Raw genomic sequence first — 22,444 nt, 5'->3', positions numbered from 1 at the left:
CCACCGGAAAGGGCCAGCAATGTCTTCGAATGTCAAAGGCGCGATGCTGGCCCTGGTCGCCTTTGGTCTGTTTGCCACCCATGACGTCTTTATCAAGACTCTGGGCGCCATCTATTCGCCGATCCAGATCGTGTTCTTCAGCGTTCTGCTCAGCTTTCCGCTGGCGACGCTCATGCTGATGCGCGACGGAAAACCCGGCACCCTGTTGCCTGTGCACCCATGGTGGATGGCTGTGCGGACCATCGGTGCGGTTGTGACCGGTGTTTCGGCATTCTATGCCTTCTCCAATCTTCCGCTGACACAAACCTATGCGATCCTTTTCGCGACGCCGCTCCTGATCACGGTGCTGTCGATCCCGATTTTGGGGGAAACCGTTCGCCTGCCCAGGTGGATGGCGGTGCTCGTCGGGTTCGTGGGTGTGATGGTTGTCCTGCGGCCCGGCACAACCGGACTGTCTCTGGGCCATGTCGCGGCAATTCTTGCGGCCATTGGCGGCGCGTTCGCCTCCATCGTCGTACGCAAGATCGGGGCCGAGGAACGCACCGTGGTGATGCTGCTCTACCCGATGGTCGCGAATTTCGTGGTCATGGGTGCGGCGCTGGCCTTTGTCTACAAGCCGATGCCGATCGAGCATCTCGGGCTTCTGGCGGTCATATCGCTGATGGCCTGGACTGCGGGGCGTGTCATCATCGCGGCCTACCAGACTGGTGAGGCGGCCATCGTCGCCCCGATGCAGTATTCACAGATTATCTGGGCGACCGGCTATGGCCTGATCTTTTTCGGCGAGACAACGGATCCCTACACGGCCATCGGCGCGGCAATCATCATTGCCTCAGGCCTTTTTATCGTGTTCCGCGAAAGCCGGGGAGGGGGGTCCAAGACCACGCCGGTTCTGCGGACGCGCAGCCGGATCGGAACACCATCGACCCTCCGCCTGAGCGGATTGATGACCTCGGGCCGCTTTCGCGACAAGATAAAGGCGCTACAAGAGCCGTCCTGATCGCGGGCATACCGACTTTCGGCAAATGAAGGCTTGTCAAATCGTCTGACGAGAAGTAGGTCCCCGTGCACGGTCGGGCTGTAGCGCAGCCTGGTAGCGCACCTGCTTCGGGAGCAGGGGGTCGGAGGTTCGAATCCTCTCAGCCCGACCAATTTCAAAAATTTGACCCGAGCGGGTCTGAGGCTTCACCCAGATTGCGCATCACGACGGTTGCGGGACGTGGATCACTCCGTTTCGGCGGCGGCCACGCCTCTGGAGGCGAACACGGGAACATAAGCCCCAAGCGCCAGCGCCTTCTCCGGGTTCGACGCTGTGCCGTCAAGCGCACGGCGCTTGACCCCCTGCAGAATCGCGGCCATCCGGAAAAAACTGAAGGCAAGATAAAAACCGAACTGCGTGATACCGGGCAGACCCATGCGCGCGCAATAGGCATCCAGGAACGCGTCATCTTCGGGGATCCCGAGTGCGCGCCGGTCGACGCCCTGCAATCCCCGGCCGGCCTCACCGGGGGGCAGGGACCATTGCATGATCACCGCCGCGAGGTCGGCGAACGGATGGCCCAGCGTGGATAATTCCCAATCCAGAACAGCAACACACCGCGGATCGTTTTCCGCAACGAGCAGATTGTCGATCCGGTAGTCTCCGTGGACAAGGGTCACCCACCCATCATCCGGCGGCATGTTGGCATCGAGCCAGTCGATGAGAGCGTCCATCTCCGGGATCGTTTCGGTTTCGCTTGCGTGATACTGCTTGGTCCAGCGGCCGACTTGCCGTTCATAGTAATTCCCGTGGGGGCCATAATCGGACAGGCCGGTTGCCACCAGATCGACCGAATGGATCGCCGTCAGACCGCGGTTCATGTCATCGATCAGCGCAGCTCTACGGTCGGCAGACAACCCCGGCAGGCGCGGATCAAGAAAATTCCGGCCCGGCACGTAATCCATGACGTAAAACATCGACCCGATGATGCTGTCATCTTCGCAGAGCGCGTGCATCCGCGCGACCGGAACATCCGTCGAGGCCAATGCCCGCTGGACCCGGAATTCACGATCCACGGCATGCGCAGATTTGAGCAACTGACCAGCCGGTTTGCGCCGCAGGACATAGTCTCCGGACCCGGCCTTCAGCCGAAACGTCGGGTTGGATTGCCCGGTCGCAAATTTCTCGACCGTGATCGGGCCGCGGAACCCCGGTACATTCGCGCCCATCCATGCTTCGACAGCGGTGGGATCAAAGGCTGCTGTGGTCATGCGTTGGTGTATTTGCGCAGTTCCGTGCGCGCGACCTGCCGGCGGTGGACCGCGTCCGGACCATCGGCAAACCGCAAGGTGCGCAGATGGGTCCACATCCGCCACAGCGGTGTGTCCTGGCTGATCCCCGTCCCACCGAAAACTTGCATCGCCTCATCCACGACACTGAGTGCCATCAGAGGTGCTACAACCTTGATCTGGCTGATCCAAGGTTGCGCGGCGCGTGTGCCCTGCGTGTCCATCACCCAGGCCGCCTTGAGACACAAAAGGCGCGCCTGTTCGATGTCCATGCGCGCGTTGGCGATGATGTCATAATTCGCGCCCAACTCGACCAGAGGTTTGCCGAACGCCGCGCGATCCAGACCTCGTCGACACAGCAGTTCCAGCGCTTTTTCCGCCAACCCGATGGACCGCATGCAGTGGTGGATGCGGCCCGGCCCAAGCCGCCCTTGCGCCACCTCGAACCCGCGCCCTTCCCCCAGCACGATGTTTTTTGACGGAACGCGCACATCTGTAAATTTCAGGTGCATATGCCCATGGGGGGCGTCGTCCTGTCCGAAGACATGCATCGGGCGCAGGATATCGATACCGGGTGTGTCGGCGTCCATCACGAACATCGTGTGACGGTTGTGCTTGGGCGCATCGGGATCGGTGCACGCCATCAGGATGTAAAGGGCACAGCGCGGATCACCAGCGCCAGAAATCCAGTATTTTTCGCCGTTCAGGATATATGCATCGCCGTCTTTCCTGGCGTCGAACGCCAGTTGCGCAGCATCCGATGACGCGACATCCGGCTCTGTCATCACATAGGCGGAGCGAATCTCCCCCTCCAGGAGCCGCACCAGCCACCGGTCCTTCATCCAGTCGGTGCCATGGCGTTCCAGGACTTCCATGTTGCCGGTATCGGGCGCATTGCAATTGAACACCTCCGCCGCCAGATGGACCTTGCCCATTTCCTCGGCGAGATAGGCGTAGTCAACCGTGGTCAGCCCGTGGCCCTTGGCGCTGTCGGTCAGCCAGAAATTCCAGAGACCACGCTCCTTGGCTTTGCCCTTGAGCTCATCAAGGATCGCAATCTGCCGGACGGTCAGTTGAAATCGATCGCCAGACGGGTGCGTGCCAATCTCTGCGTGATACTCCGCATCAAGCGGTGTGATCTCGTTCTCGACCATGTCGCGCACCTGATCGACCAACGCCGATACGCGATCTGACAGCCCTAAATCCATTCTGATCCTCCCCGCCGCATGTTTGTCGCATGGTAGGATGAGTTTTCGGGAACAACCAGATCCCGTTCAATCTTCTTTGTTTTAAAAATATCCCGGGGAGCGCGAGGGGCTGGCCCCTCGCACCTGTCGGATTGGCGCAGCCAATTCGAAACCCGGGATCAAAAATCCAGGTTCTCGACACTCAGCGCGTTCTGCTGGATGAAATCCCGGCGCGGTTCAACCACGTCGCCCATCAGCTTGGTGAACAGGTCATCGGCCTCGGCAATGTCATCGACCTTGACCTGCAAGAGCGTCCTCGCATCCGGGTCCAGCGTGGTTTCCCAAAGCTGATCCGGGTTCATTTCGCCCAGACCCTTGTAGCGTTGCAGCGTGAGCCCCTTTTCGCCTTCCTCGAGGATCGCCTGCAAGAGATCGAGCGGGCCGTGGATCAACTGTCGCCGATCCTTGCGCTCCAGCGTGGCCGGGGTGTTGTAGACCGCCTGAAGGCTGTGTGTGAAGCTGCCGGTCTTGCGCGCCTCGCCAGAGCGCATCATCGGCCCGTCCAGCGTGCGCACCTCTTCCACGCCGCGCAGGATACGGGCGAGCCGCACACCGCGATCCTGCGTGATCCGGCCCTGCCAGCCGCGTTCGTATTCGAGCGCGATCAGGTCAAGCCGTTGCGCCACCCGGTCGGCCACACCTTGCAGATCCGCATCCACCGCGCCCTGCACGAAGGCGCCGGCAATCGCGGCCTGTTCGAGGATGTGTCGCGGGTAATGGGTCGGAAAGGCTTCGAGGACACGCTTGAGCTGACGCGCCTCGTCCACGATACGGGTCAGGTCCTGCCCGATGATCACTTCGCCATTGCCCTGCACGAGGTGCGCGCCGTCCACCCCTTGCTGGATCAGGTAATCGTCCAGCGCGCCCTGGTCCTTGAGGTAAACCTCGGATTTGCCCCGCGCGACCTTGTAGAGCGGCGGTTGCGCGATATAGAGATACCCGCCTTCGATGAGTTCGGGCATCTGGCGGTAGAAGAAGGTCAGCAACAACGTCCGAATATGCGCGCCGTCCACGTCGGCATCCGTCATCAGGATGATCTTGTGATAGCGCAGCTTCTCGATATTGAACTCGTCGCGGCCGATCCCCGTTCCCAACGCCATGACAAGGTTGCCGATTTCCTGACTGCTGAGCATCCGGTCAAACCGGGCGCGCTCCACGTTCAGGATTTTACCCTTGAGCGGCAGGATCGCCTGGGTGCCACGATCACGCCCGGTCTGCGCAGAGCCGCCCGCGCTGTCCCCCTCGACGATGAACAACTCGGTCTTGGAAGGGTCTTTTTCGGAACAATCCTTGAGCTTGCCCGCCAGGAAATTCACATCCATCGCCGTCTTGCGCCGGGTCAGATCGCGGGCCTTGCGGGCGGCTTCGCGGGCCAGCGCGGCCTCGATGATCTTGCCGACGATCACCTTGGCCTCGTTCGGGTTTTCCTCGAACCATTCCGACAGCTTTTCGCTCACGAGACTTTCCACCGCCGGACGCACTTCGGAAGAGACCAGCTTGTCTTTCGTCTGGCTGGAGAATTTCGGGTCCGGCACTTTCACGGACAGAACGCAGGTCAGCCCTTCGCGGGCGTCGTCGCCGGTGAAGTTCACTTTTTCTTTCTTCGCGATTCCGGATGATTGCGCATAGGCATTGATCGTCCGGGTCAGCGCGCCACGAAACCCGGCCATATGGGTGCCACCATCGCGCTGCGGGATATTGTTCGTAAAGGGCAGGACAGTCTCGTGATAGCTGTCGTTCCACCACATCGCGACCTCGACTCCGATGCCGTCCTTTTCCCCGGTCATGAACACCGGGTCGCTCATGATCGAGGATTTGGAGCGGTCCAGGTATTTCACGAATTCCCGCACCCCGCCTTCGTAGAACAATTCGGACTTGAGCGGTTCTGCCGGGCGTTGGTCTTCGAGGATGATGCGGACACCGGAATTCAGAAAAGCCAGTTCGCGCAGCCGCTTTTCAAGCGTGTGAAAATCGTAATCGAGGTTTGAAAAGGTTGTGGTAGACGCGAAAAAGCGCACCTCTGTGCCCTGTTCGCCGTTCGCGTCTCCGACAACTTCAAGATGCTTTGTGGTGTCGCCGCGTTCGAACCGTGCGACGTGTTCCTTGCCTTTGCGCCAGACCCGCAGTTCCAGCCAGTCGGACAGCGCATTCACGACGGACACGCCGACGCCGTGCAGACCGCCGGACACCTTGTAGGAGTTCTGATCGAATTTGCCGCCCGCATGAAGCTGGGTCATGATGACTTCGGCCGCCGAGACGCCCTCTTCCTCATGGATATCGACTGGAATGCCGCGCCCGTTGTCGCGCACCGAAACGCTGCTGTCGGCATGGATTTTCACGCGCACGAAGTCAGCATGACCGGCCAATGCCTCGTCAATGCCGTTGTCGACAACCTCGTACACCATGTGGTGCAGGCCCGAACCGTCGTCGGTGTCACCTATATACATGCCCGGACGCTTGCGGACAGCTTCCAAGCCCTTGAGAACCTTAATGGAATCTGCACCGTAATCTTCGCGTGCCTGTGCGGGGTCTGACATGAACGTGCCCTTTGTTAATTTGCTTATTTTATACCCGAAACCCAAAGGCTTGTCACGCAACTGACACAAGATTTGGGGGTCCGTGGAATTGCCTTGGCGATGGGTTGTCAGACCGTGTCCCGAGGGGTGAGCACTGTACCGGTATCGGTCTCCGTCACCTCGTAATACTGGGCCCGATCTTGCAGTTCGATGAACAGGTCCGGTTCGGTCCCGGTCATCCATGCCTGTGCGCCAAGGGCCGATATCTCGTCGTAGAGGGCTGCGCGGCGGCCTGAATCGAGATGCGCTGCCACCTCGTCCAGCAGAACAATCGGCGGCGCACCAAATTCATCCACCAGAGCGCGCGCGTTTGACAGGACGAGAGAGATCAAAAGGGCTTTCTGTTCTCCGGTAGAGCTGTCTGCGGCAGGCACGCCCTTGGCGGCGAATACACCATAAAGATCGGCGCGATGCGGCCCCACCAAAGTTCGCCCGGCGGCCAGATCTCGATATCGGCTTTCTTCGAACGCATCGCGCAGATCGTTTTCGGTTTCGGGCATTTCGCCCTCGGTTTGCACAAGGTCGAGCTGCGCGGCGGGGAATTGCGTGCTGGCCTGATCCTGCGCGCTGGCGATCCGGTCCAGCGCGCGATGCCGGTTGGCGTGTATTTGCGCGCCGGAGACCGCCATCTGGGATTCCAGCGCCCTGTACCACATCGGGTCGCGTATCTGCTCCTTGAGCAAGCGATTGCGTTCGCGCATCGCCTTTTCATAGGTCAGTGACAGTTCGCCATGAGCCGGAAAAAAGCTGAGCGTCATGCGGTCCAGGAAACGGCGACGCCCTTCGGCCCCTTCGATCCAGAGCCGGTCCATCGATGGCAGCAGCCACAACAAGCGCACCAGTTCGCCAAGGCGGGACTGTGGCGCGGGTTTGTCATTGATCCTGACCTGACGCGGCGCGCCCCGTTCGGACTGGAACGCGATGTCCTGCACCCCCCCGGGGCTTTGCACAACGCCGCTTACCTTCCAGCCGAGCGCTTCTGGCCGGCGTGTCATGTCCTGCGCCGAGGCGCGACGCATCCCGCGACCGGGGGAGAACAGCGACACCGCTTCGATCAGGTTGGTCTTGCCAGCGCCATTGGGTCCATACAGCACCACCGGCCGCGCATCGGGTGACAGCGAGACCTGCAGGTGTGAGCGGAAATGCGATAGTGTGAGGCGGTTGAGATGAAGCGGCAACGGCGCCCCCGTTCAAAGGCGCAGGTAGGTCAAACCCGCATGGGCATGACGACGTAGACCGCGCTTGTGTCATTGCCTTCACGCATCAGCGTGGGATCACCGGCAGAGTTGAACATGAACACTGCATTTTCGCGATCCACCTGGCTTGCGATTTCGAGCAGATACTTGGCGTTGAAGCCAATTTCCAGCCGTTCATCTCCATAGGCCACGGCAAGCTCTTCCTCGGCGGCGCCGCTGTCCGGCGCGTTGACCGAAAGGACAAGGCGGTCCTCGTCCAGGGACAGTTTCACAGCGCGGGACCGTTCAGACGACACCGTGGCCACACGATCTACCGCCTTTGCAAACTCTGCCGCGTCCACTTCGAGGCGGCGGGTGTTTCCTTGCGGGATCACACGCGTGTAATCGGGGAATGTGCCATCAATGACCTTGGACGTCAGGGTGATGTTCGGGGTCGCAAACCGCACCTTGGTTTCCGAAACCGATACGGCGATTTCCATATCATCATCGTCCAGAAGCTTGCGCATCTCGCCCACGGTTTTGCGTGGCACAATCACTCCGGGCATGTCCGCCGCGCCATCGGGCAGCGGCGCGTCGATCCGGGCGAGGCGGTGCCCGTCTGTCGCCACGCAGCGCAGCACCTTGCCGTCTTCCGAATCCGAGACATGCATGTAGACGCCGTTCAGGTAATAGCGCGTTTCCTCGGTCGAGATCGCGAATTTCGATTTATCGAACAGGCGGCGCAAGACCGGGGCCGGAGCCGAAAAATTGGCGCTGTATTCCGACGAGGCCATGACGGGGAAGTCTTCTTTCGGCAGTGTCGCCAAAGAAAAATTCGAGCGCCCAGCCTCGACCGTCAGACGGCCCGAGGCGCTGTCCTCGGAAACAGACACCAACGCGCCATCCGGCAGTTTGCGAACGATTTCATGCAACGTCACGGCAGAGACGGTTGTGGCTCCAGCGCGTTCCACCTGTGCCACGGCGCGGTCAACGACCTCGATATCAAGGTCGGTTGCGCGAAACTGCACGGTTTCGCCATCGGCTTCGATCAAAACATTCGCAAGGATTGGAATGGTGTTGCGCCGTTCGACAACGGATTGCGCCTGTGACACCGCCTTGAGCAGTGTTCCGCGTTCCATGCTGAATTTCATGCGTTCATCCCCCGACTGGCCGGACGTTGACAGTAACCCGCATCAGGGTTGCTCTCCAAGCCCTTGTTTTCCAATTTCTTGGCTGGATTCCAGCCGGGGTCAAGGGCAGGAGTCCAGTAAGACACGCAACAGCCCTTTTTGTTGTCTCCGGGTCTCAGGCTTCCAGCGACCGACGAAGCAGATCGACGTCGTCCGCGATCTGGGCATCCTGCTTCCTCAACTCTTCGATCCGGCGCACACCATGCATCACCGTGGTGTGATCCCGTCCGCCAAAATGACGACCGATCTCGGGCAGGGAGCGTGTGGTCAATTGCTTGCACAGATACATCGCGATCTGCCGCGGCCGGGCAAAGGTGCGCACCCGCTTGGGTCCGACAAGATCCGAATGACGGATCAGGTAATGATCCGCGACCTTGCGTTGAATTTCCTCGATTGACACCTTGCGTTCGGACACACGCAGAATGTCGGTCAGGCATTCCTGTGTCAGGTCCATCGAAATCGGTTTGTCCACGAGCGATGCGAATGCGAACAGGCGGGTCAAGGCGCCTTCGAGGATACGCACATTGCTGACGATACGCGCCGCGAGGAATTCCAGGATGCCGTGTTCGACTTCGAGTCCGGGATACATCCGGGAATACATCTCGGACTTGGCCTGAAGAATACCGAGCCGCAGCTCATAATCGGTCGGGTGCAGATCAACAACCAGACCGCTTTGAAGGCGCGAGCGGATCCGGTTCTCGAGCGCCTTGATCTCGTCCGGGGCGCGATCGGCCGAGATGATGATCTGCTTGTTCTGGTCGACGAGCGCGTTGAACGTATGGAAGAACTCTTCTTGCGTGCTGTCCTTGCCGGCGATGAATTGCACGTCATCGACCATCAGGACATCCACAGAGCGAAACAATTCCTTGAAATCCATCATCTTGCGGTCGCGCAACGCCTGCACAAAGCGATACATGAATTGTTCGGCTGACAGGTTCAGGACGTTCAGATGCGGGTGGCGGGTGCGCAATTCCCACGCGATTGCGTGCATCAGGTGCGTTTTGCCCAGTCCGACACCGCCATATAGAAAGAGCGGATTGAAGGTGACAGGGCCGCCTTCCGCAACGCGCCGAGCCGCGGCATGGGCCAGTTCGTTGGGTTTGCCGACCACGAAGGCGTCAAAGGTGAACCGTTTGTCGAGCGGTGACCCATTCAGGCTGTCGGACATCTGGTGTGACTTGGCCTGCGTGACAGGCGCCGGAGCTGACTGCGGAGCAGGTTTCGGGGCGTTTTGGGTTTCCGTGACCGTATCGAACACGACGCGCCGGACGGATGGGTCGATCCGATTGATCTTGGACAAGAGTATATCGCCGTAGTTTTGCGATACATAGTTGCCCATGAAATTGGTCGGAACTGCAAAGTGTGCGATGCCGTGTTCCGAGCCCAAGTATGTCAGGGGTTCGATCCAGCTTTGAAAGCAGTTGGCACCCATGGTCTGATGTAATTCATCACGAATAGTCCCCCACTGGTCCTGCGTCATGTGTCCCCGTTCCATCATTTGCATGCTGAGCCACATGCTGTCTCTATCTTGCGCGACATGCTCTTGTCGCGATGGCGGCACATCATAGGAGATACCTGTCTTGCGGACGCACCAGCGGTTTCTGGACGACCAAAAAACACGGACGTCGCGCCCCAGGCAACTAGGAGCACGCAACAGCCCTTGGCAACAATATGGACGAGGCGGTTGAACTTTTACCAATTTTACCGACGACTTCGGACCGAACAACAACACACATGTTCAATTTCGAAGCAGCAGCGCCTGGCCCCCCAAAACGCGATGTGACTCGCAGGACTGATTTATAAGGGTGGGGGGAAGACCATCAACTGAACTTCGCAGTTGACTCGGGGAATGTTCGAAAAGAATCCCAAACTGGTGCGCGGGTGCGCGGACGCAACAAAAAACGCCGCCCCGGATGGAGCGGCGACTTGATTTTATCAGTCGAGTTGGATCGACTGCGATTCTCAGCCGAGCGCTTTGACGCGCGACGCGAGGCGGGAAATTTTACGGGACGCCGTGTTCTTGTGGAAAACACCCTTCGTCACGCCGCGCATCACTTCCGGTTGTGCGATGCGCAGGGCGGTTTTAGCCGCGTCCTTGTCGCCGGATGCGATGGCTTCTTCGACCTTGCGAAGATAGGTGCGGATGCGCGAGCGACGCGCCTTGTTGATGGCGAAACGCTTTTCGTTGCGAATTGCGCGCTTCTTGGCCTGGGGCGAATTTGCCATGTGATCTATCCTGGTTCGTTCTGGTTCAAGTCGGGTTGCAAATGACAGCACGCCCGGAACCATTGACCGGATCGAATCTTGCCTGGGCGGGCATCACACGCATGTAGCCATGCGTATAGCGTCAGCTTTCGATGATGGAAAGTCCCTATTTCGGGTTTACCTGTCGCGGAATTGGGCTGTGCGTTTCTCCAGAAAGGCATCCATGCCTTCTTTCTGGTCCTCGGTCGCAAAAAGTGAATGGAACAGGCGGCGTTCGGCCAGCAGCCCCTCGCTGAGCGTTGTCTCGTAGGAGCGGTTGACGGCTTCCTTGACAGCAAAGGTCGCCAGCATGGATTTCTCTGCGATCTTGGCAGCGGCGGTTTGCGCTTCTTCCATCAGGGATTTCGCGGGCACCACGCGGCTGACCAGCCCGGAACGTTCGGCCTCCTCTGCATCCATGAAACGGCCCGTGAGGTGCATATCCATGGATTTCGATTTGCCGACAAACCGCGTGAGCCGCTGTGTGCCGCCGATTCCCGCAACAACGCCAAGGTTGATCTCGGGCTGGCCGAACTTGGCGGTGTCCGACGCGATGATGAAGTCGCACATCATCGCCAATTCACATCCACCGCCCAGCGCGTAGCCAGACACGGCTGCGATGACCGGCTTGCGTGTCTTGCAGACTGCAAGTGACTCTTTCCCGAAGAAGTCCGACATGAACATCTCGACAAAGCTCTTTTGCGACATTTCCTTGATGTCGGCGCCGGCAGCAAAGGCTTTTTGTGATCCGGTGAGAATAATGCAGCGAACTTTCTCGTTGGAATCTGCTTCTCCAAGAGCCGATGCCAGTTCTGAAAGCAACTGGCTGTTGAGCGCATTGAGCGCGTCGGGCCGATTCAATTTTATGGTGGCAACGTGATCTTCGATTTCGACGATGATCGTCTCATAAGCCATGGGTGAGGGCTCCGTTCGGTGGTCTCAGGAGTGAAGCCTTACGCATGTGCATTGCAGCGTTCAAGCTATCTTTGACAGCTTGGACAGTAGAAGGTTGACCGGCCGGATTGAACGATCCGGCGAATCGTCGACGTGCAGCCGGGCGTCCGGCATGGCGCCCCCTCGCGGCCGTAGACATCAAAGCTATGCTGGAAATATCCAAGTTCGCCATCAGCTTGGCGAAAATCGCGCAACGACGAACCGCCCGCCTCGATCGCATCGGACAGCACGGTTCGGATAATCGGTACGAGCCGCGAAATACGGTCTTTCGATACCCGGCAGGCAGGGCGCGTTGGATGAATTTGTGATCGAAACAGGGCTTCGCAAACATAGATATTGCCCAATCCGGCGATTGTTTTCTGATCCAGCAACACAGTTTTCATCGGTGTTTTGCGGCCGGTCAACGCTGCGACAAGGTACGGCTCATCAAAACTGTTCCCGAAGGGTTCGGGCCCGATGGTCGCCAGCAGCGGATGCGCTTCGGCTTGATCGGTCGCGAACAGGTCCATCGCTCCGAACCGGCGCGGATCGTTGAAGGTGATCCGCGCACCGTTCTCCATGTGCAGTACAACGTGATCGTGTTTCTGCGCCGCGGGATGGTCGTGCACGAATTGGCCCAAAGGGTCGCCAGAGACCAGCATCCGGCCCGACATGCCAAGATGGATCAAGGCAGTTTCGCCGCTGTCGAGATCGGCCAGTATGTATTTCGACCGGCGCCGCAGCCGCAGAACGCGTTTTCCTGTCAGCCGATCCGCCATGTTCGCGGGAAACGGCCAGCGCAAATCGGGGCGGTTCACCTCTGCCCTGGCGATCACGTCCCCCTCCATCGCGGGCGCCAGCCCGCGTCTTACCGTCTCAACTTCTGGCAATTCTGGCATTTGGGGGTCCTGTCTCGTGTCGTCGCATTGTAACGTCGGGTGGGCGCTCTATAAGAAAGCTTGGCAGGGGAAACGACAAGGCTTATGACAGACGACTCCCAATCAACCACTCATTTCGGTTTTCAGGATGTGCCCGAAGCTGAAAAGGCAGGCCGCGTGCAGGGCGTGTTCAGCTCTGTCGCGTCGAAGTACGACGCCATGAACGATGCCATGTCCTTTGGCGTCCACCGCATTTGGAAAGACGCGATGATGGACTGGCTCGCGCCGCGTGCCGGTCAGAAACTGCTGGATGTGGCGGGCGGCACCGGGGATATCTCCTTTCGGTTTCTGAAACGCGCAGGTCAGGGCCACGCCACCGTTTTGGACCTGACCGAGCCAATGCTGGTCGAGGGTCGCAAGCGCGCCGAGGCGAGCGCGATGGGCGGCAGCCTCGATTGGGTCGTGGGCGACGCGATGCAGTTGCCGTTTGAGGACAACAGTTTCGATGTTTACACGATTTCCTTCGGCATTCGGAATGTGACGCGCCCGCAAGAGGCGTTGAACGAGGCGTTTCGCGTGTTGCGCCCCGGTGGCCGGTTGATGGTGCTCGAGTTCAGCCAGATCCCGAATGACCTGATGCAAAGGGTCTATGATCTCTATTCGTTCAACATCATCCCGCGCATGGGGCAGGCAATCGCGCGCGATCGCGACAGCTATCAGTACCTTGTCGAATCCATTCGCAAGTTTCCAGATCAGGACATGTTCCTGGGCATGGTGCGCCAAGCCGGGTTCGAGAACGCCAAGTACCGCAACCTGAGCATGGGCATCGCGTGTCTGCACTCGGGCTGGAAGATTTGACGTGAGGGGCCCCCACAACATCCTGCGCCTGGTCCGTACGGGCGCGACGCTGGAACGTACGGAGGCGATGGGAGTCGTTCTGGATGCTTTTGACGCGCCCAAACCGTTGCGTGTTGCCGCAAGGCTGTTGGGCTGGCCTTTCAAATGGCTTGGCTACAATGGTGATCCGTCGGTTCCACCCGCTCCCAGAGCGCTGACGGCGTTGGGTCCGGCCTATATCAAGTTCGGCCAAGTCCTCAGCACCCGGCCCGATGTCGTTGGCGACAAGATGGCCAGAGAATTGCGCGTGCTGCAGGACAAGCTGCCCCCTTTCTCGGTTGCCGAAGCCAAGGCGATGGTCGAATCCGAATTGAGCGTGCCGGTCGATACCGTGTTTTCTGAATTCAGCGAACCCGTCGCCGCCGCTTCGATTGCGCAAGTGCACAAGGCCAAGTTGGCCAAGACCGGCGAGACAGTGGCCGTCAAGGTGCTGCGCCCGAATATCGAAAAGGATTTCCGAAAGGATATCGACGCATTCTACTTTGCGGCCGGCTTGATCGAGGGGCTGTCCCCGTCTTCCCGGCGCTTGCGGCCCATGGACGTGATCACCCATTTCGAAGGCGTCGTGATGGGCGAATTGGACCTGCGACTGGAATCCGCCTCGGCCTCCGAATTTGCCGCGAACACCGCCAACGATCCGGGCTTTGAACTGCCCGAGGTGAAGTGGGAACTCTCGGGGCGGCGCGTCATGACGCTTGGCTGGGCCGAAGGGCTGCCATTGGGGGATAATGACGCGCTGGACGCCGCCGGACATGACCGGGTCGCGCTGAGCGAGCGAGTGCTTCAACTTTTCCTGCAACACGCGCTGCGCGACGGGTTCTTTCACGCCGACATGCATCAGGGCAACCTGAAGGTAGCACCCAATGGCAATATCATCGCGCTTGATTTCGGGATCATGGGCCATATCGACGAATACACGCGCCGCGTCTATGCCGAGATCCTCTATGGCTTTATCCGGCGCGATTACAAACGCGTGGCCGAGGTGCATTTCGAGGCGGGATATGTCCCCGCTGACCGCGATGTTGACGAATTTGCCCGCGCTTTACGCGCGGTGGGAGAGCCGATTTTCGGCATGGATGCCACCCGGATCTCCATGGGGCGGTTGCTCAGCTACCTGTTCGAGGTAACCGAGCGGTTCGGTATGGAAACCCGGACCGAATTGATTCTGTTGCAACGCACCATGGTGGTTGTCGAAGGCGTCGCGCGGTCATTGAACCCCAAGATGAACATCTGGGATGTCGCGAAGCCGATTGTCGAGGATTACATAAAGACAAGCATCGGACCCCGTGCCTTTGCCAAGGACCTGGGAAAAACCGCTCTTGTGCTGGCCCGTTTTGGTCCCCGCCTTCCGGGGCTGATGGAACAGGTCCTGATTGCCCAGGGCCGCGATACCCCAGAGCCGCCTCCGAACCGGTTCAAGACCGCTGCTCTCTGGTCTCTTCTCGGGGCGGTGGTCGGTGGCGCGCTGGTCGCGCTGGTCGAAGCACTTTTGTAGGCGAACCGCCTTGTCGTAACCGAATCCTAACGCTCTGCCGTTTAGCATCTGCCAAACCGCAGAATGCGAGGGCCGTTGCGTGACCGGGATGTCGGTGAAATCGATTGTTTTTGGCGTGGTCATCGCGGCCATGGCCGTGTCCGGAGCAAACGCGAACATCTGCGATTCGGCTGCGCGCCATGCAGCAGCCGAAACCGGCGTGCCGGTCGATGTGATGCTGACCATAACGCGGCTGGAGACCGGGCGCGGCTCACCGGCCGAGCCATGGCCCTGGGCTGTCAACAACGCGGGCGACGGGTCGTGGTTTTCGTCCGAGGACGACGCACGGTCCTACGTCTTTTCTAGGGTGAAACGCGGCATAACCAACATTGATATCGGTTGTTTCCAGATAAACTATCGCTGGCACGCCGACGAGTTCCGCTCCCTTGACGACATGTTCAACCCGGAAATGAACGCACTTTACGCGGCGCGATTCCTGTCAGAGCTATACCGCGAATTCGGTGACTGGACCGAGGCGGTTGGCGCCTATCACAGCCGCACGTCAAAATACGCCGACCGCTACCTGTCAAAGTTCCACGATCTGCGCGGGGATGTCGCAAGGCTGGAGCCTCCTGCCCCGACTGAGGCGAAACCTGCAGATCAATCCCTCTTTGGACGGCAAGGCCGTGCCCGCCCCGGATCGGTCTTCATGAGCGATGCAACGCTTACCCAGCCCTTTATCCAGTTCAACAGGACCAACTGATGCCGGACCCGACGCGCTCCGTCTTTTCCAAGCCGACGGTGGCTCTCGCCGTCGCGCTCATGGCGGTCATCGTGATGATGATCCTGCCAGTGCCGGCTTTCGTTCTAGATATCGGGTTGGCGACCTCGTTCGCGCTGGCGATCCTGATCTTCACGGTGACGCTTTTCGTGGAACGGCCTTTGGATTTTTCCGCCTTTCCGACGATTCTGCTGGCGTCCTTGATGCTGCGCCTGTCGCTGAACATCAGTTCGACGAAGCTCATCATCGGGCAGGGGCATACCGGAACGAACGCCGCGGGAAATGTCATTCAGGGGTTTGCAGATTTCGTCATGGGCGGCAGCGTTTTTCTGGGATTGGTCGTCTTTTGCGTTCTGCTCATCGTCAACTTCATGGTGATCACCAAGGGGGCCGCGCGCATGGCCGAAGTCGGGGCGCGCTTTGCGTTGGACGGGATGCCGGGAAAGCAATTGGCCATCGACAGCGACATGGCCGCGGGCGCCATCACACATTCCGAAGCGCGCGCGCGGCGCGACCGGGAGTTGCAGGAGACCACATTTTTCGGATCCCTCGATGGGGCCTCGAAATTCGTCAAAGGTGACGCCATTGCCGGGCTTTTGATCACGCTTCTCAACATCGTGGTTGGCCTGATCATGGGCACGGTTGTCCACGGGATGCAGATCGGCGCGGCGTTCGAAACCTATGCCATTCTGACGGTCGGCGATGGGCTTGTAACCCAGATTCCGGCTGTCATCATTTCCATCGCGGCTGCGCTTCTGCTTGCGCGGGGCGGGGCGACCGGCGCGACCGATCTTGCCATCACCTCGCAACTGGGTCGCCATCCGGCCGCCTTGGCCACGGTTGCCGTGCTCATGGTTGTGTTTGCGCTGGTGCCGGGCCTGCCGTTTGTCCCCTTCCTGACCGGTGGTCTGATCCTTGCGGGGCTGGCCTACTGGGTTCATTGCAATGCCGAGGATCCACAGGACGAGAGTGCAGCCGAAGAGGAGCCGCTGCCGGTCAAGGACCGTCCGATCGGGGATGTGCTTGACCTTGACGACATCCATGTCGAATTCGCGCCAGATCTTGTGGACATGGTGCTTGATCCCGCCAGCGGATTGGATTCGCGGATCTCCAACATGCGCACACATGTCGCCAAAAGCTTTGGCACGATCATGCCCGAAGTGCGCCTGACGGATGATGCGACGCTGGTCGACGGCACCTATGTCGTGCGACTCCATGGAGTCGAAGTGGCGCGCGGCGTGCTGCATCCAGACATGATGCTTGCATTGATCCCCGAAGGCGCTGCCGCGCTGCCCAATGGAACGGACGTGGAAGAACCTGTCTATGGCGCGCCCGCCCGTTGGATCCAGGATGCAGAGCGTGAAGACGCCCAGCTTGGTGGTCTGACCGTTGTTTCACCGAGCGAGGTTCTGGCCACACATCTGCTCGAGATCATCAAGCGCCACCTTGGGCGCCTGATGACGATGAAATCGCTCAAGCGTCTTCTGGACGAACTGGGGACACTCTCCAATCCGGGTCGCGCCGAGGCGAACCGTGCGCTCATCGATCAAACGGTGCCGGACAAAGTGCCGATGGACACTCTGCTGCAGGTCTTGAAGCTGTTGCTCGATGAGCAGGTGTCGATCCGGAACTTTCAGCTCATCCTCGAAGCCATCGCGGAGATGCGCGGTCAGGGATATTCGGCCGAGACGATCTGCGAGCATGTTCGCCAACGGCTCGGGTTTCAGCTTGTCGCGGCCATGCGCCGAGAGGACGGGACGATTCCCCTGGTTCATCTGGCGTCCGATTGGGAACGGCGGTTTGAAGAATGTGAAGTGTCCAATGACCGCGGCGCACCGGATGTGGCCCTGCCGCCTAAGGATTTTGAAGACTTGGCAAAACGGATTGCCGAGGAATTGAATCGCGCTGGCCAAAAGGGCGTGTTCCCTGCGCTGGTCACGCCGGGCCGACGCCGACGTTTTCTGCGAAGCTTGCTGTCGGCGAAGGGCATCAGTAACCCGGTGATGGCGTTTGAAGAGATCGGGCTGGATGCCAAACCCGCCTTGGTTGGCACCGTGGCGGTCTAGCCATGATCGAGGGGGTCTACTCCGAGATTGCAGCGCAGTTCTGGCTGGTCGCGGCTGTGTTCCTGAGGCTGCTGCCGGCCATCTCCCTCGCGCCCGGATATGGGGAATCATTCGTTTCGGCGCGTGTCCGATTGGTCGTCACGCTGCTCCTGTCGGTTGCGGTTGCTCCGATCCTGGAACCGTACCTCCCTTCAGAAGCGCCGAACCCGGCAGACATTCTGGCCTTTGTCCTGAAGGAAACTGTCATCGGGTTCTTCCTTGGGCTGGTGGCTCGAAGCATCATCTTTTTGCTCGAAATGGCTGGCGCGGTGATCAGCCAATACGTGTCGCTTGCCCAGATGCTGGGAAATGCAACCGAACCCATGCCGGTGATCAGCCATATCATCACAACTGCCGGGCTTGCCATCATATTTGCCACGTCGCTGAGCGACCAGATCATTTATGGCTTTGTGGCGAGCTACTTTGTCGACATCCCCGGTTTGGCGGACCTCACGGGATATTTGGGGGCCAAAGTTTCCGCGCTGGGCAACTATATCTTCAACGAGGGTGTGGTCCTTGCAGCCGGTTTCGCCAGCTTGATGTTCGTTTATTACCTGTGCATCGGCTTCATCAACAAGGCGATGCCGCAATTCATGGTCTCGTTCATCGGCATCCCCTTCGTCGCGCTCTTCTCGATCTACTTCCTGCATGAACATGCGGAACTCATGCTCACCGTCTGGCAGGAAAAGGCGCTGACGATCCTGAAGATGCCCTTCGAGTCACTGCAATGAGCGAAACGGAAGAAAACCAGGCAGACAAGCCCTACGAAGCCACCCGTCGAAAGCTTGAAGAGGCGCGCCGGAAGGGCGAAATCGTCCGTTCCCAGGACGTTGTGAACCTCGTGGTTCTGGTGATGTTCCTGATCGCGGTCTACGCCATGTTCAGCGGGGTCATGTCGGGGATTATTCTGGACATCATGAGGTTTCTGGAAAATGCGATTGCCGCGCGCTCACCTCTGGATGGCGCGGGGACGCTAACTGTCGTGCTTGGCTGGCTCCTTCCGCTGATTGGCATCATTTTTGTCCTTCCATTTGTCGTCGTACTGTCCGGGTTGCTCGGCACGAAACAGCTCTTGTTCACCGGCGACAAACTGAAACCCAAGCTGAACCGGATTTCCCTGATCGCGAACGCGAAGAAGAAATACGGATGGTCGGGTCTGTTCGAGTTTGCCAAGAACTTTCTGAAATTTGCAGTGTTTGCCGGGATATTGGCGCTTTTTGCATTCGATAGCTACCGCCTGTTCCAGGTTGCCGTGTTGCGCGGTGAACATATGGCATTGGCCAACCTGTACGAAGTGGCTGTCCGGTGGCTCTGGTTCACGCTTGTCGCCTATATCGCGTTTGCGGGGTTGGATGTGCTCTGGCAGATGCACGAACACGCCAAGAAAAACCGCATGTCCCACAAAGAGATGAAAGACGAACACAAAACCGAAGAGGGTGACGAAAATATCCGACAGCAGCGGCGCGCCAAAGCTGAGGACATCGCGACAAACCGAATGCTGCTTGATGTTCCGAAATCGGCGGTTGTGATCACCAACCCCACGCATTTCGCGGTTGCCTTGCAATGGTCAGGCGAAGACAACACGGTTCCAAAATGCGTTGCGCGTGGGACCGACGAAACAGCGCGCAAAATCCGGGAAGTCGCGATCAGTTCTGGTGTGCCGCTCTATAACGATCCCCCGACTGCGCGGGCGCTCTATGCCGAGGTCAAAGTGGGCACCATCATCGACGAGGACCACTACAAGGCGGTTGCGGCGGCAATCGGCTATGCGCGCCGGATCCAGAACATGGCAAAGCGATGAACGATGTCACCGGCCTCCGCCAGGCGCTCGAGGTGCTTGATGCGCGGGTGCAGGCGATCGAAACCCTGATGGCGCGCGAATTGCATCTGCGGGACGAGCTGCGCGCACGCCAGACCGCGATCACACATCAGGAACGTGCTTTGGCCGGTTCATTGAATGAAATGGCGGCGTCGGATCCAGCGTCTTTCCGGTTCCATGAATTGAGGATTGCAAAGCTGTCCGAGGATCAGCGCCAGCTGCAACCGTCCTTGGCCAAGGCTGCGATCCAGCGGCGGAACGTGCAGGATGTATTGAGGTCGCTCTTGCGGCAAAGGCTTGGACTGCAACTCCAGATCAAGAAGATGAGCGAAACAAAAAAGGTCTTTGAGACCGAGCAGGAGCGTCAGCATTTCTTGTTCGAAATGCAAAAGCGTCGTTAAAACGCGTCCTGGCGTGCCATGTCCGTGATCAGCACGGTCGCGTTATCCATCCCGAGGACCTCCTTGGATCGCTCTGTCAACGCGCGTTTCACCAGCGTCAACGTTTTCCGCGAGATCAGTTCATCCTCGAACCCGCCCATCGCGGCGAGGCTGAACAATTCGGCCAAGAACGTGTCGCGCAGTTTTGGCTCAAGAGTGCGGACCTTGTCGCCCGTCCCGGTCTCCACCTCTAGCGCAACAGCTAGAATGACCATGGCCCGGACCCGGTTGTTCAGGATCACCGGGACCACGAATTGGTTGGGCAGCTTCACGATTTCCGTGTCGCCGTCAGCCCCATCACCGGGCTTTTCCGAAGGCGCGACAGATGTCTCGGCACTGGCTGCTGAATCGTCCATGCCTTGTTCTGCTTCGGGTGGAGCCAGAAGCATTGCAGCGCCACCGCCGCCGGCCAAACCGAGAAGCAGCGCCACAACGGGGAAGAGTTTCTTGATCATTTTCGTGTTCTTTCGTGATCAGAACGGCAGGATTGCATCCAGCATCTGCTGGCCGATGCGTGGTTGTTGCACGTCGCTGATCTGCCCGCGGCCACCATAGGAAATCCGGGCTGACGCCATCTTGTCGTATGTGATCTCGTTCTGGCGGGTTATGTCGGCGCGTCGGACAAAGCCCGATACGAAGAGTTCCCGCAATTCAAAGTTGACGCGAACTTCCTGGGTGCCTTCAATTCTAAGAAGTTCATTCGGCAAGACCTCCACGACGGTGGCCGCAATCCGGAGCGTGAGTTTTTCGTTTCGGCGCACCGATCCGTTGCCCTCACTCTGGCTGGCGGAATCAAGCTCAACCGCGTTGTCGAGGGTGGCGCCATCGGGCAGGTCTGCGTTGCCTCTTTGTGGAAGGCCGAACAACTGAGGCATCGCCAGGCTTTCTCGCGACGACCGCCCGCGGGACGAAGTGTTGGAGATCTCGGCCCGATCGTCGATCTCGATCATCACGGTGAGGATATCGCCCGTGGTATGGGCACGTCGATCGCCGAACAGCGATGTCTGATGTCCGCTCCAGAGCGAGGCTTGCCGATAGGTCGAAGTATCGGCCGTGGTGCCGGGCAGACCGGAGTAGACCATGGCGCTGCGTTCCACGCCCTCGTCCTGCGGAGACAGCGTGGGCGGCTTGCCCATGTGGTCCATGCGGGCGCAATTCGGAAGCACAAGCAGGGCGAAGAGGGAAACGAGCACGGGAGTTTTCATGTCAGGGGAGTACCTTCAATCGGCCATCGTCCATCACTTCGGCCCGGATCGGCGCACGCGATGTCAGGTTCATGGCGCGGATCACGTCACCAGCCGCCCCGCGCTCCATCGCGCGGGCTTCGGTGGCTATGGTCAATCCGTTCAGTGTGAATGTGGCAGCGACGATCTGGTTGCGTTCAACCAGCGCGGCCCGCGTGAGATTTGATGTCAGCACGGGCTGCCCGGAATAGACCGCACGCTTAACTTCCGCGCCGATCACGTCATCAATCCCTTGCGCGGCGCCAGCTATGTCGGCCTGTTGAAGCTGCACCGATTGCGCGGTGATAACCTCTTTCGGGCGCAGGGTCTGGGTGGCGACCACCGAGTCCGTGAAGGCGGGTGCCGGCAGCGTCACCAGAGCCAATATCATCAAATGCCGCATCAGCGCACCTGCGTGGTTGCGCCAAGCATCTGGTCGACAGCGGATATCACCTTGGCGTTCAATTCATACCCGCGTTGCGCCTCGATCAGCTCTGTCAGTTCGCGCACCGGATCGACCGAGCTGTCCTCGAGATAGCCTTGGCGCAAGGTGCCAAGCCCGTCCTCTCCGGGCGTTGCGGCCAGCGGTCCGCCCGATGCCTCGGTTTCGGCAAAGAGATTGCCGCCCAACGCCTCAAGACCCTTGGCGTTGGCAAATCCCACCAGGTTCATTTGTCCCAATAGCTGCGGTTCCGCAGTGTCCGCGAAATAGGCGTAGACTTCGCCTTCGGGATTGATCGAGATGCTGCGTGCGTCTTGTGGAATGACGATCTCGGGTGCGACGGGGAACCCTTCAGAGGTCACGATAAGCCCTTCAGCGTCTCGTTTGAGCGACCCGTCGCGGGTGTAGGCGGTCTGGCCGGTGGGCATCGCGATTTCAAGGTAGCCGTTTCCATCGATTGCGATGTCCAGATCGGAATTTGTCTGGCTGAGTGAACCCTGGGCCAAGTGGACCGAAACGGCTGCGGGCCGAACGCCAAGCCCGACCTGAACACCGGTGGGAAGAACCGTGCCATCGGCAGCGTTCACAGTTCCGGCCCTGGCGATTTGCTGATAGTGCAAGTCCGAGAATTCGGCCCGCCGCGCGTTGTAGCCGGTCGTGTTCATGTTCGACAAATTGTTGGAAATTGTCTCAACGCGCATTTGCTGAGCCGTCATTCCCGTTGCCGCAATTTTCAGGGCGCGCATGTCGCT

Annotated in this window: 21 protein-coding genes and 1 tRNA gene; 9 read left to right on the top strand and 13 right to left on the bottom strand. The window is 59.4% G+C overall.

The annotated features are described in order from the left end of the window. Positions 1–19 precede the first annotated feature (19 nt). Positions 20–1,000: a DMT family transporter gene (locus tag LCF59_RS00275; protein WP_292284483.1), complete on the top strand. Its 981-nt coding sequence runs from the start codon at positions 20–22 to the stop codon at positions 998–1,000. A 74-nt stretch (positions 1,001–1,074) separates the two neighbouring features. After that, a tRNA-Pro gene (locus LCF59_RS00270) sits at positions 1,075–1,151 on the top strand. Positions 1,152–1,224: 73 nt separating this feature from the next. On the opposite strand, the gene LCF59_RS00265 is transcribed toward LCF59_RS00270, so the two are convergent. The 9 genes from LCF59_RS00265 to mutM all read right to left on the bottom strand — a co-directional run bounded on the left by LCF59_RS00265 (position 1,225) and on the right by mutM (position 12,532). Next, positions 1,225–2,250 (bottom strand): phosphotransferase family protein, encoded by a 1,026-nt coding sequence (locus tag LCF59_RS00265; protein WP_292284482.1) that lies wholly within the window; start codon positions 2,248–2,250, stop codon positions 1,225–1,227. Then, the gene (locus tag LCF59_RS00260; protein WP_292284480.1) at positions 2,247–3,476 is read right to left on the bottom strand and encodes an acyl-CoA dehydrogenase family protein; all 1,230 of its coding nucleotides are present in this window, start codon (positions 3,474–3,476) and stop codon (positions 2,247–2,249) included. The genes LCF59_RS00265 and LCF59_RS00260 overlap by 4 nt, the downstream gene beginning before the upstream one ends. Before the next feature lie 158 nt (positions 3,477–3,634). Then, positions 3,635–6,052 carry a DNA topoisomerase (ATP-hydrolyzing) subunit B gene (gene gyrB / locus LCF59_RS00255; protein ID WP_292284478.1) on the bottom strand — a complete coding sequence of 806 codons (2,418 nt, stop codon included), beginning with the start codon at positions 6,050–6,052 and terminating at the stop codon, positions 3,635–3,637. Between the two features lie 107 nt (positions 6,053–6,159). After that, the gene (gene recF / locus LCF59_RS00250; protein WP_292284476.1) at positions 6,160–7,269 is read right to left on the bottom strand and encodes a DNA replication/repair protein RecF; all 1,110 of its coding nucleotides are present in this window, start codon (positions 7,267–7,269) and stop codon (positions 6,160–6,162) included. Between the two features lie 29 nt (positions 7,270–7,298). Beyond that, a complete protein-coding gene (dnaN, locus tag LCF59_RS00245; RefSeq protein ID WP_292284474.1) occupies positions 7,299–8,417 on the bottom strand; it encodes a DNA polymerase III subunit beta in 1,119 nt (372 codons plus the stop codon). 154 nt (positions 8,418–8,571) lie between these two features. Beyond that, positions 8,572–9,936 (bottom strand): chromosomal replication initiator protein DnaA, encoded by a 1,365-nt coding sequence (gene dnaA, locus LCF59_RS00240; RefSeq protein WP_292284472.1) that lies wholly within the window; start codon positions 9,934–9,936, stop codon positions 8,572–8,574. A gap of 482 nt (positions 9,937–10,418) precedes the next feature. Then, positions 10,419–10,682 carry a 30S ribosomal protein S20 gene (rpsT, locus tag LCF59_RS00235; protein ID WP_292284997.1) on the bottom strand — a complete coding sequence of 88 codons (264 nt, stop codon included), beginning with the start codon at positions 10,680–10,682 and terminating at the stop codon, positions 10,419–10,421. Between the two features lie 156 nt (positions 10,683–10,838). Beyond that, on the bottom strand, positions 10,839–11,615 hold the full coding sequence (locus LCF59_RS00230; protein WP_292284470.1) for an enoyl-CoA hydratase: 777 nt from the start codon (positions 11,613–11,615) through the stop codon (positions 10,839–10,841). 65 nt (positions 11,616–11,680) lie between these two features. Beyond that, entirely contained in the window at positions 11,681–12,532 is an 852-nt protein-coding gene (gene mutM / locus LCF59_RS00225; RefSeq protein WP_292284468.1) for a bifunctional DNA-formamidopyrimidine glycosylase/DNA-(apurinic or apyrimidinic site) lyase, read from the bottom strand. Positions 12,533–12,616: 84 nt separating this feature from the next. Here mutM and ubiE point away from each other — a divergent pair, with 84 nt between their 5' ends. From ubiE to LCF59_RS00190, 7 genes are all read left to right on the top strand, one after another. Continuing rightward, the gene (gene ubiE, locus LCF59_RS00220) at positions 12,617–13,369 is read left to right on the top strand and encodes a bifunctional demethylmenaquinone methyltransferase/2-methoxy-6-polyprenyl-1,4-benzoquinol methylase UbiE (RefSeq protein WP_292284466.1); all 753 of its coding nucleotides are present in this window, start codon (positions 12,617–12,619) and stop codon (positions 13,367–13,369) included. A 1-nt stretch (position 13,370) separates the two neighbouring features. Next, positions 13,371–14,903 (top strand): 2-polyprenylphenol 6-hydroxylase, encoded by a 1,533-nt coding sequence (gene ubiB, locus LCF59_RS00215; protein WP_292284464.1) that lies wholly within the window; start codon positions 13,371–13,373, stop codon positions 14,901–14,903. A 94-nt stretch (positions 14,904–14,997) separates the two neighbouring features. After that, entirely contained in the window at positions 14,998–15,645 is a 648-nt protein-coding gene (locus LCF59_RS00210; RefSeq protein ID WP_292284463.1) for a lytic transglycosylase domain-containing protein, read from the top strand. Further along, positions 15,645–17,729 carry a flagellar biosynthesis protein FlhA gene (flhA, locus tag LCF59_RS00205; protein ID WP_292284460.1) on the top strand — a complete coding sequence of 695 codons (2,085 nt, stop codon included), beginning with the start codon at positions 15,645–15,647 and terminating at the stop codon, positions 17,727–17,729. Before LCF59_RS00210 ends, flhA begins: the two co-directional genes overlap by 1 nt. A gap of 2 nt (positions 17,730–17,731) precedes the next feature. Beyond that, positions 17,732–18,499, top strand: a complete 768-nt coding sequence (locus LCF59_RS00200; protein WP_292284459.1) for a flagellar biosynthetic protein FliR — start codon at positions 17,732–17,734, stop codon at positions 18,497–18,499. After that, positions 18,496–19,569: an EscU/YscU/HrcU family type III secretion system export apparatus switch protein gene (locus LCF59_RS00195; protein ID WP_292284458.1), complete on the top strand. Its 1,074-nt coding sequence runs from the start codon at positions 18,496–18,498 to the stop codon at positions 19,567–19,569. Before LCF59_RS00200 ends, LCF59_RS00195 begins: the two co-directional genes overlap by 4 nt. Then, positions 19,566–19,988 (top strand): hypothetical protein, encoded by a 423-nt coding sequence (locus tag LCF59_RS00190; protein ID WP_292284456.1) that lies wholly within the window; start codon positions 19,566–19,568, stop codon positions 19,986–19,988. The genes LCF59_RS00195 and LCF59_RS00190 overlap by 4 nt, the downstream gene beginning before the upstream one ends. On the opposite strand, the gene LCF59_RS00185 is transcribed toward LCF59_RS00190, so the two are convergent. The 4 genes from LCF59_RS00185 to flgG are packed head-to-tail and all read right to left on the bottom strand — an operon-like array spanning position 19,985 to position 22,438. Continuing rightward, positions 19,985–20,482, bottom strand: a complete 498-nt coding sequence (locus LCF59_RS00185; protein WP_292284454.1) for a flagellar basal body-associated FliL family protein — start codon at positions 20,480–20,482, stop codon at positions 19,985–19,987. The two genes, LCF59_RS00190 and LCF59_RS00185, sit on opposite strands and share 4 nt — an antisense overlap. 18 nt (positions 20,483–20,500) lie before the next feature. Further along, positions 20,501–21,232 carry a flagellar basal body L-ring protein FlgH gene (flgH, locus tag LCF59_RS00180; RefSeq protein WP_292284453.1) on the bottom strand — a complete coding sequence of 244 codons (732 nt, stop codon included), beginning with the start codon at positions 21,230–21,232 and terminating at the stop codon, positions 20,501–20,503. Position 21,233: 1 nt separating this feature from the next. Further along, positions 21,234–21,653, bottom strand: a complete 420-nt coding sequence (gene flgA / locus LCF59_RS00175; RefSeq protein WP_292284451.1) for a flagellar basal body P-ring formation chaperone FlgA — start codon at positions 21,651–21,653, stop codon at positions 21,234–21,236. Beyond that, positions 21,653–22,438: a flagellar basal-body rod protein FlgG gene (gene flgG / locus LCF59_RS00170; RefSeq protein WP_292284449.1), complete on the bottom strand. Its 786-nt coding sequence runs from the start codon at positions 22,436–22,438 to the stop codon at positions 21,653–21,655. The genes flgA and flgG overlap by 1 nt, the downstream gene beginning before the upstream one ends. Between the last annotated feature and the right edge of the window lie 6 nt (positions 22,439–22,444).

This window comes from Marivita sp. (assembly GCF_020055675.1).
Lineage (GTDB): Bacteria > Pseudomonadota > Alphaproteobacteria > Rhodobacterales > Rhodobacteraceae > Marivita.
This window is presented reverse-complemented; position numbering and strand designations above follow the sequence as displayed.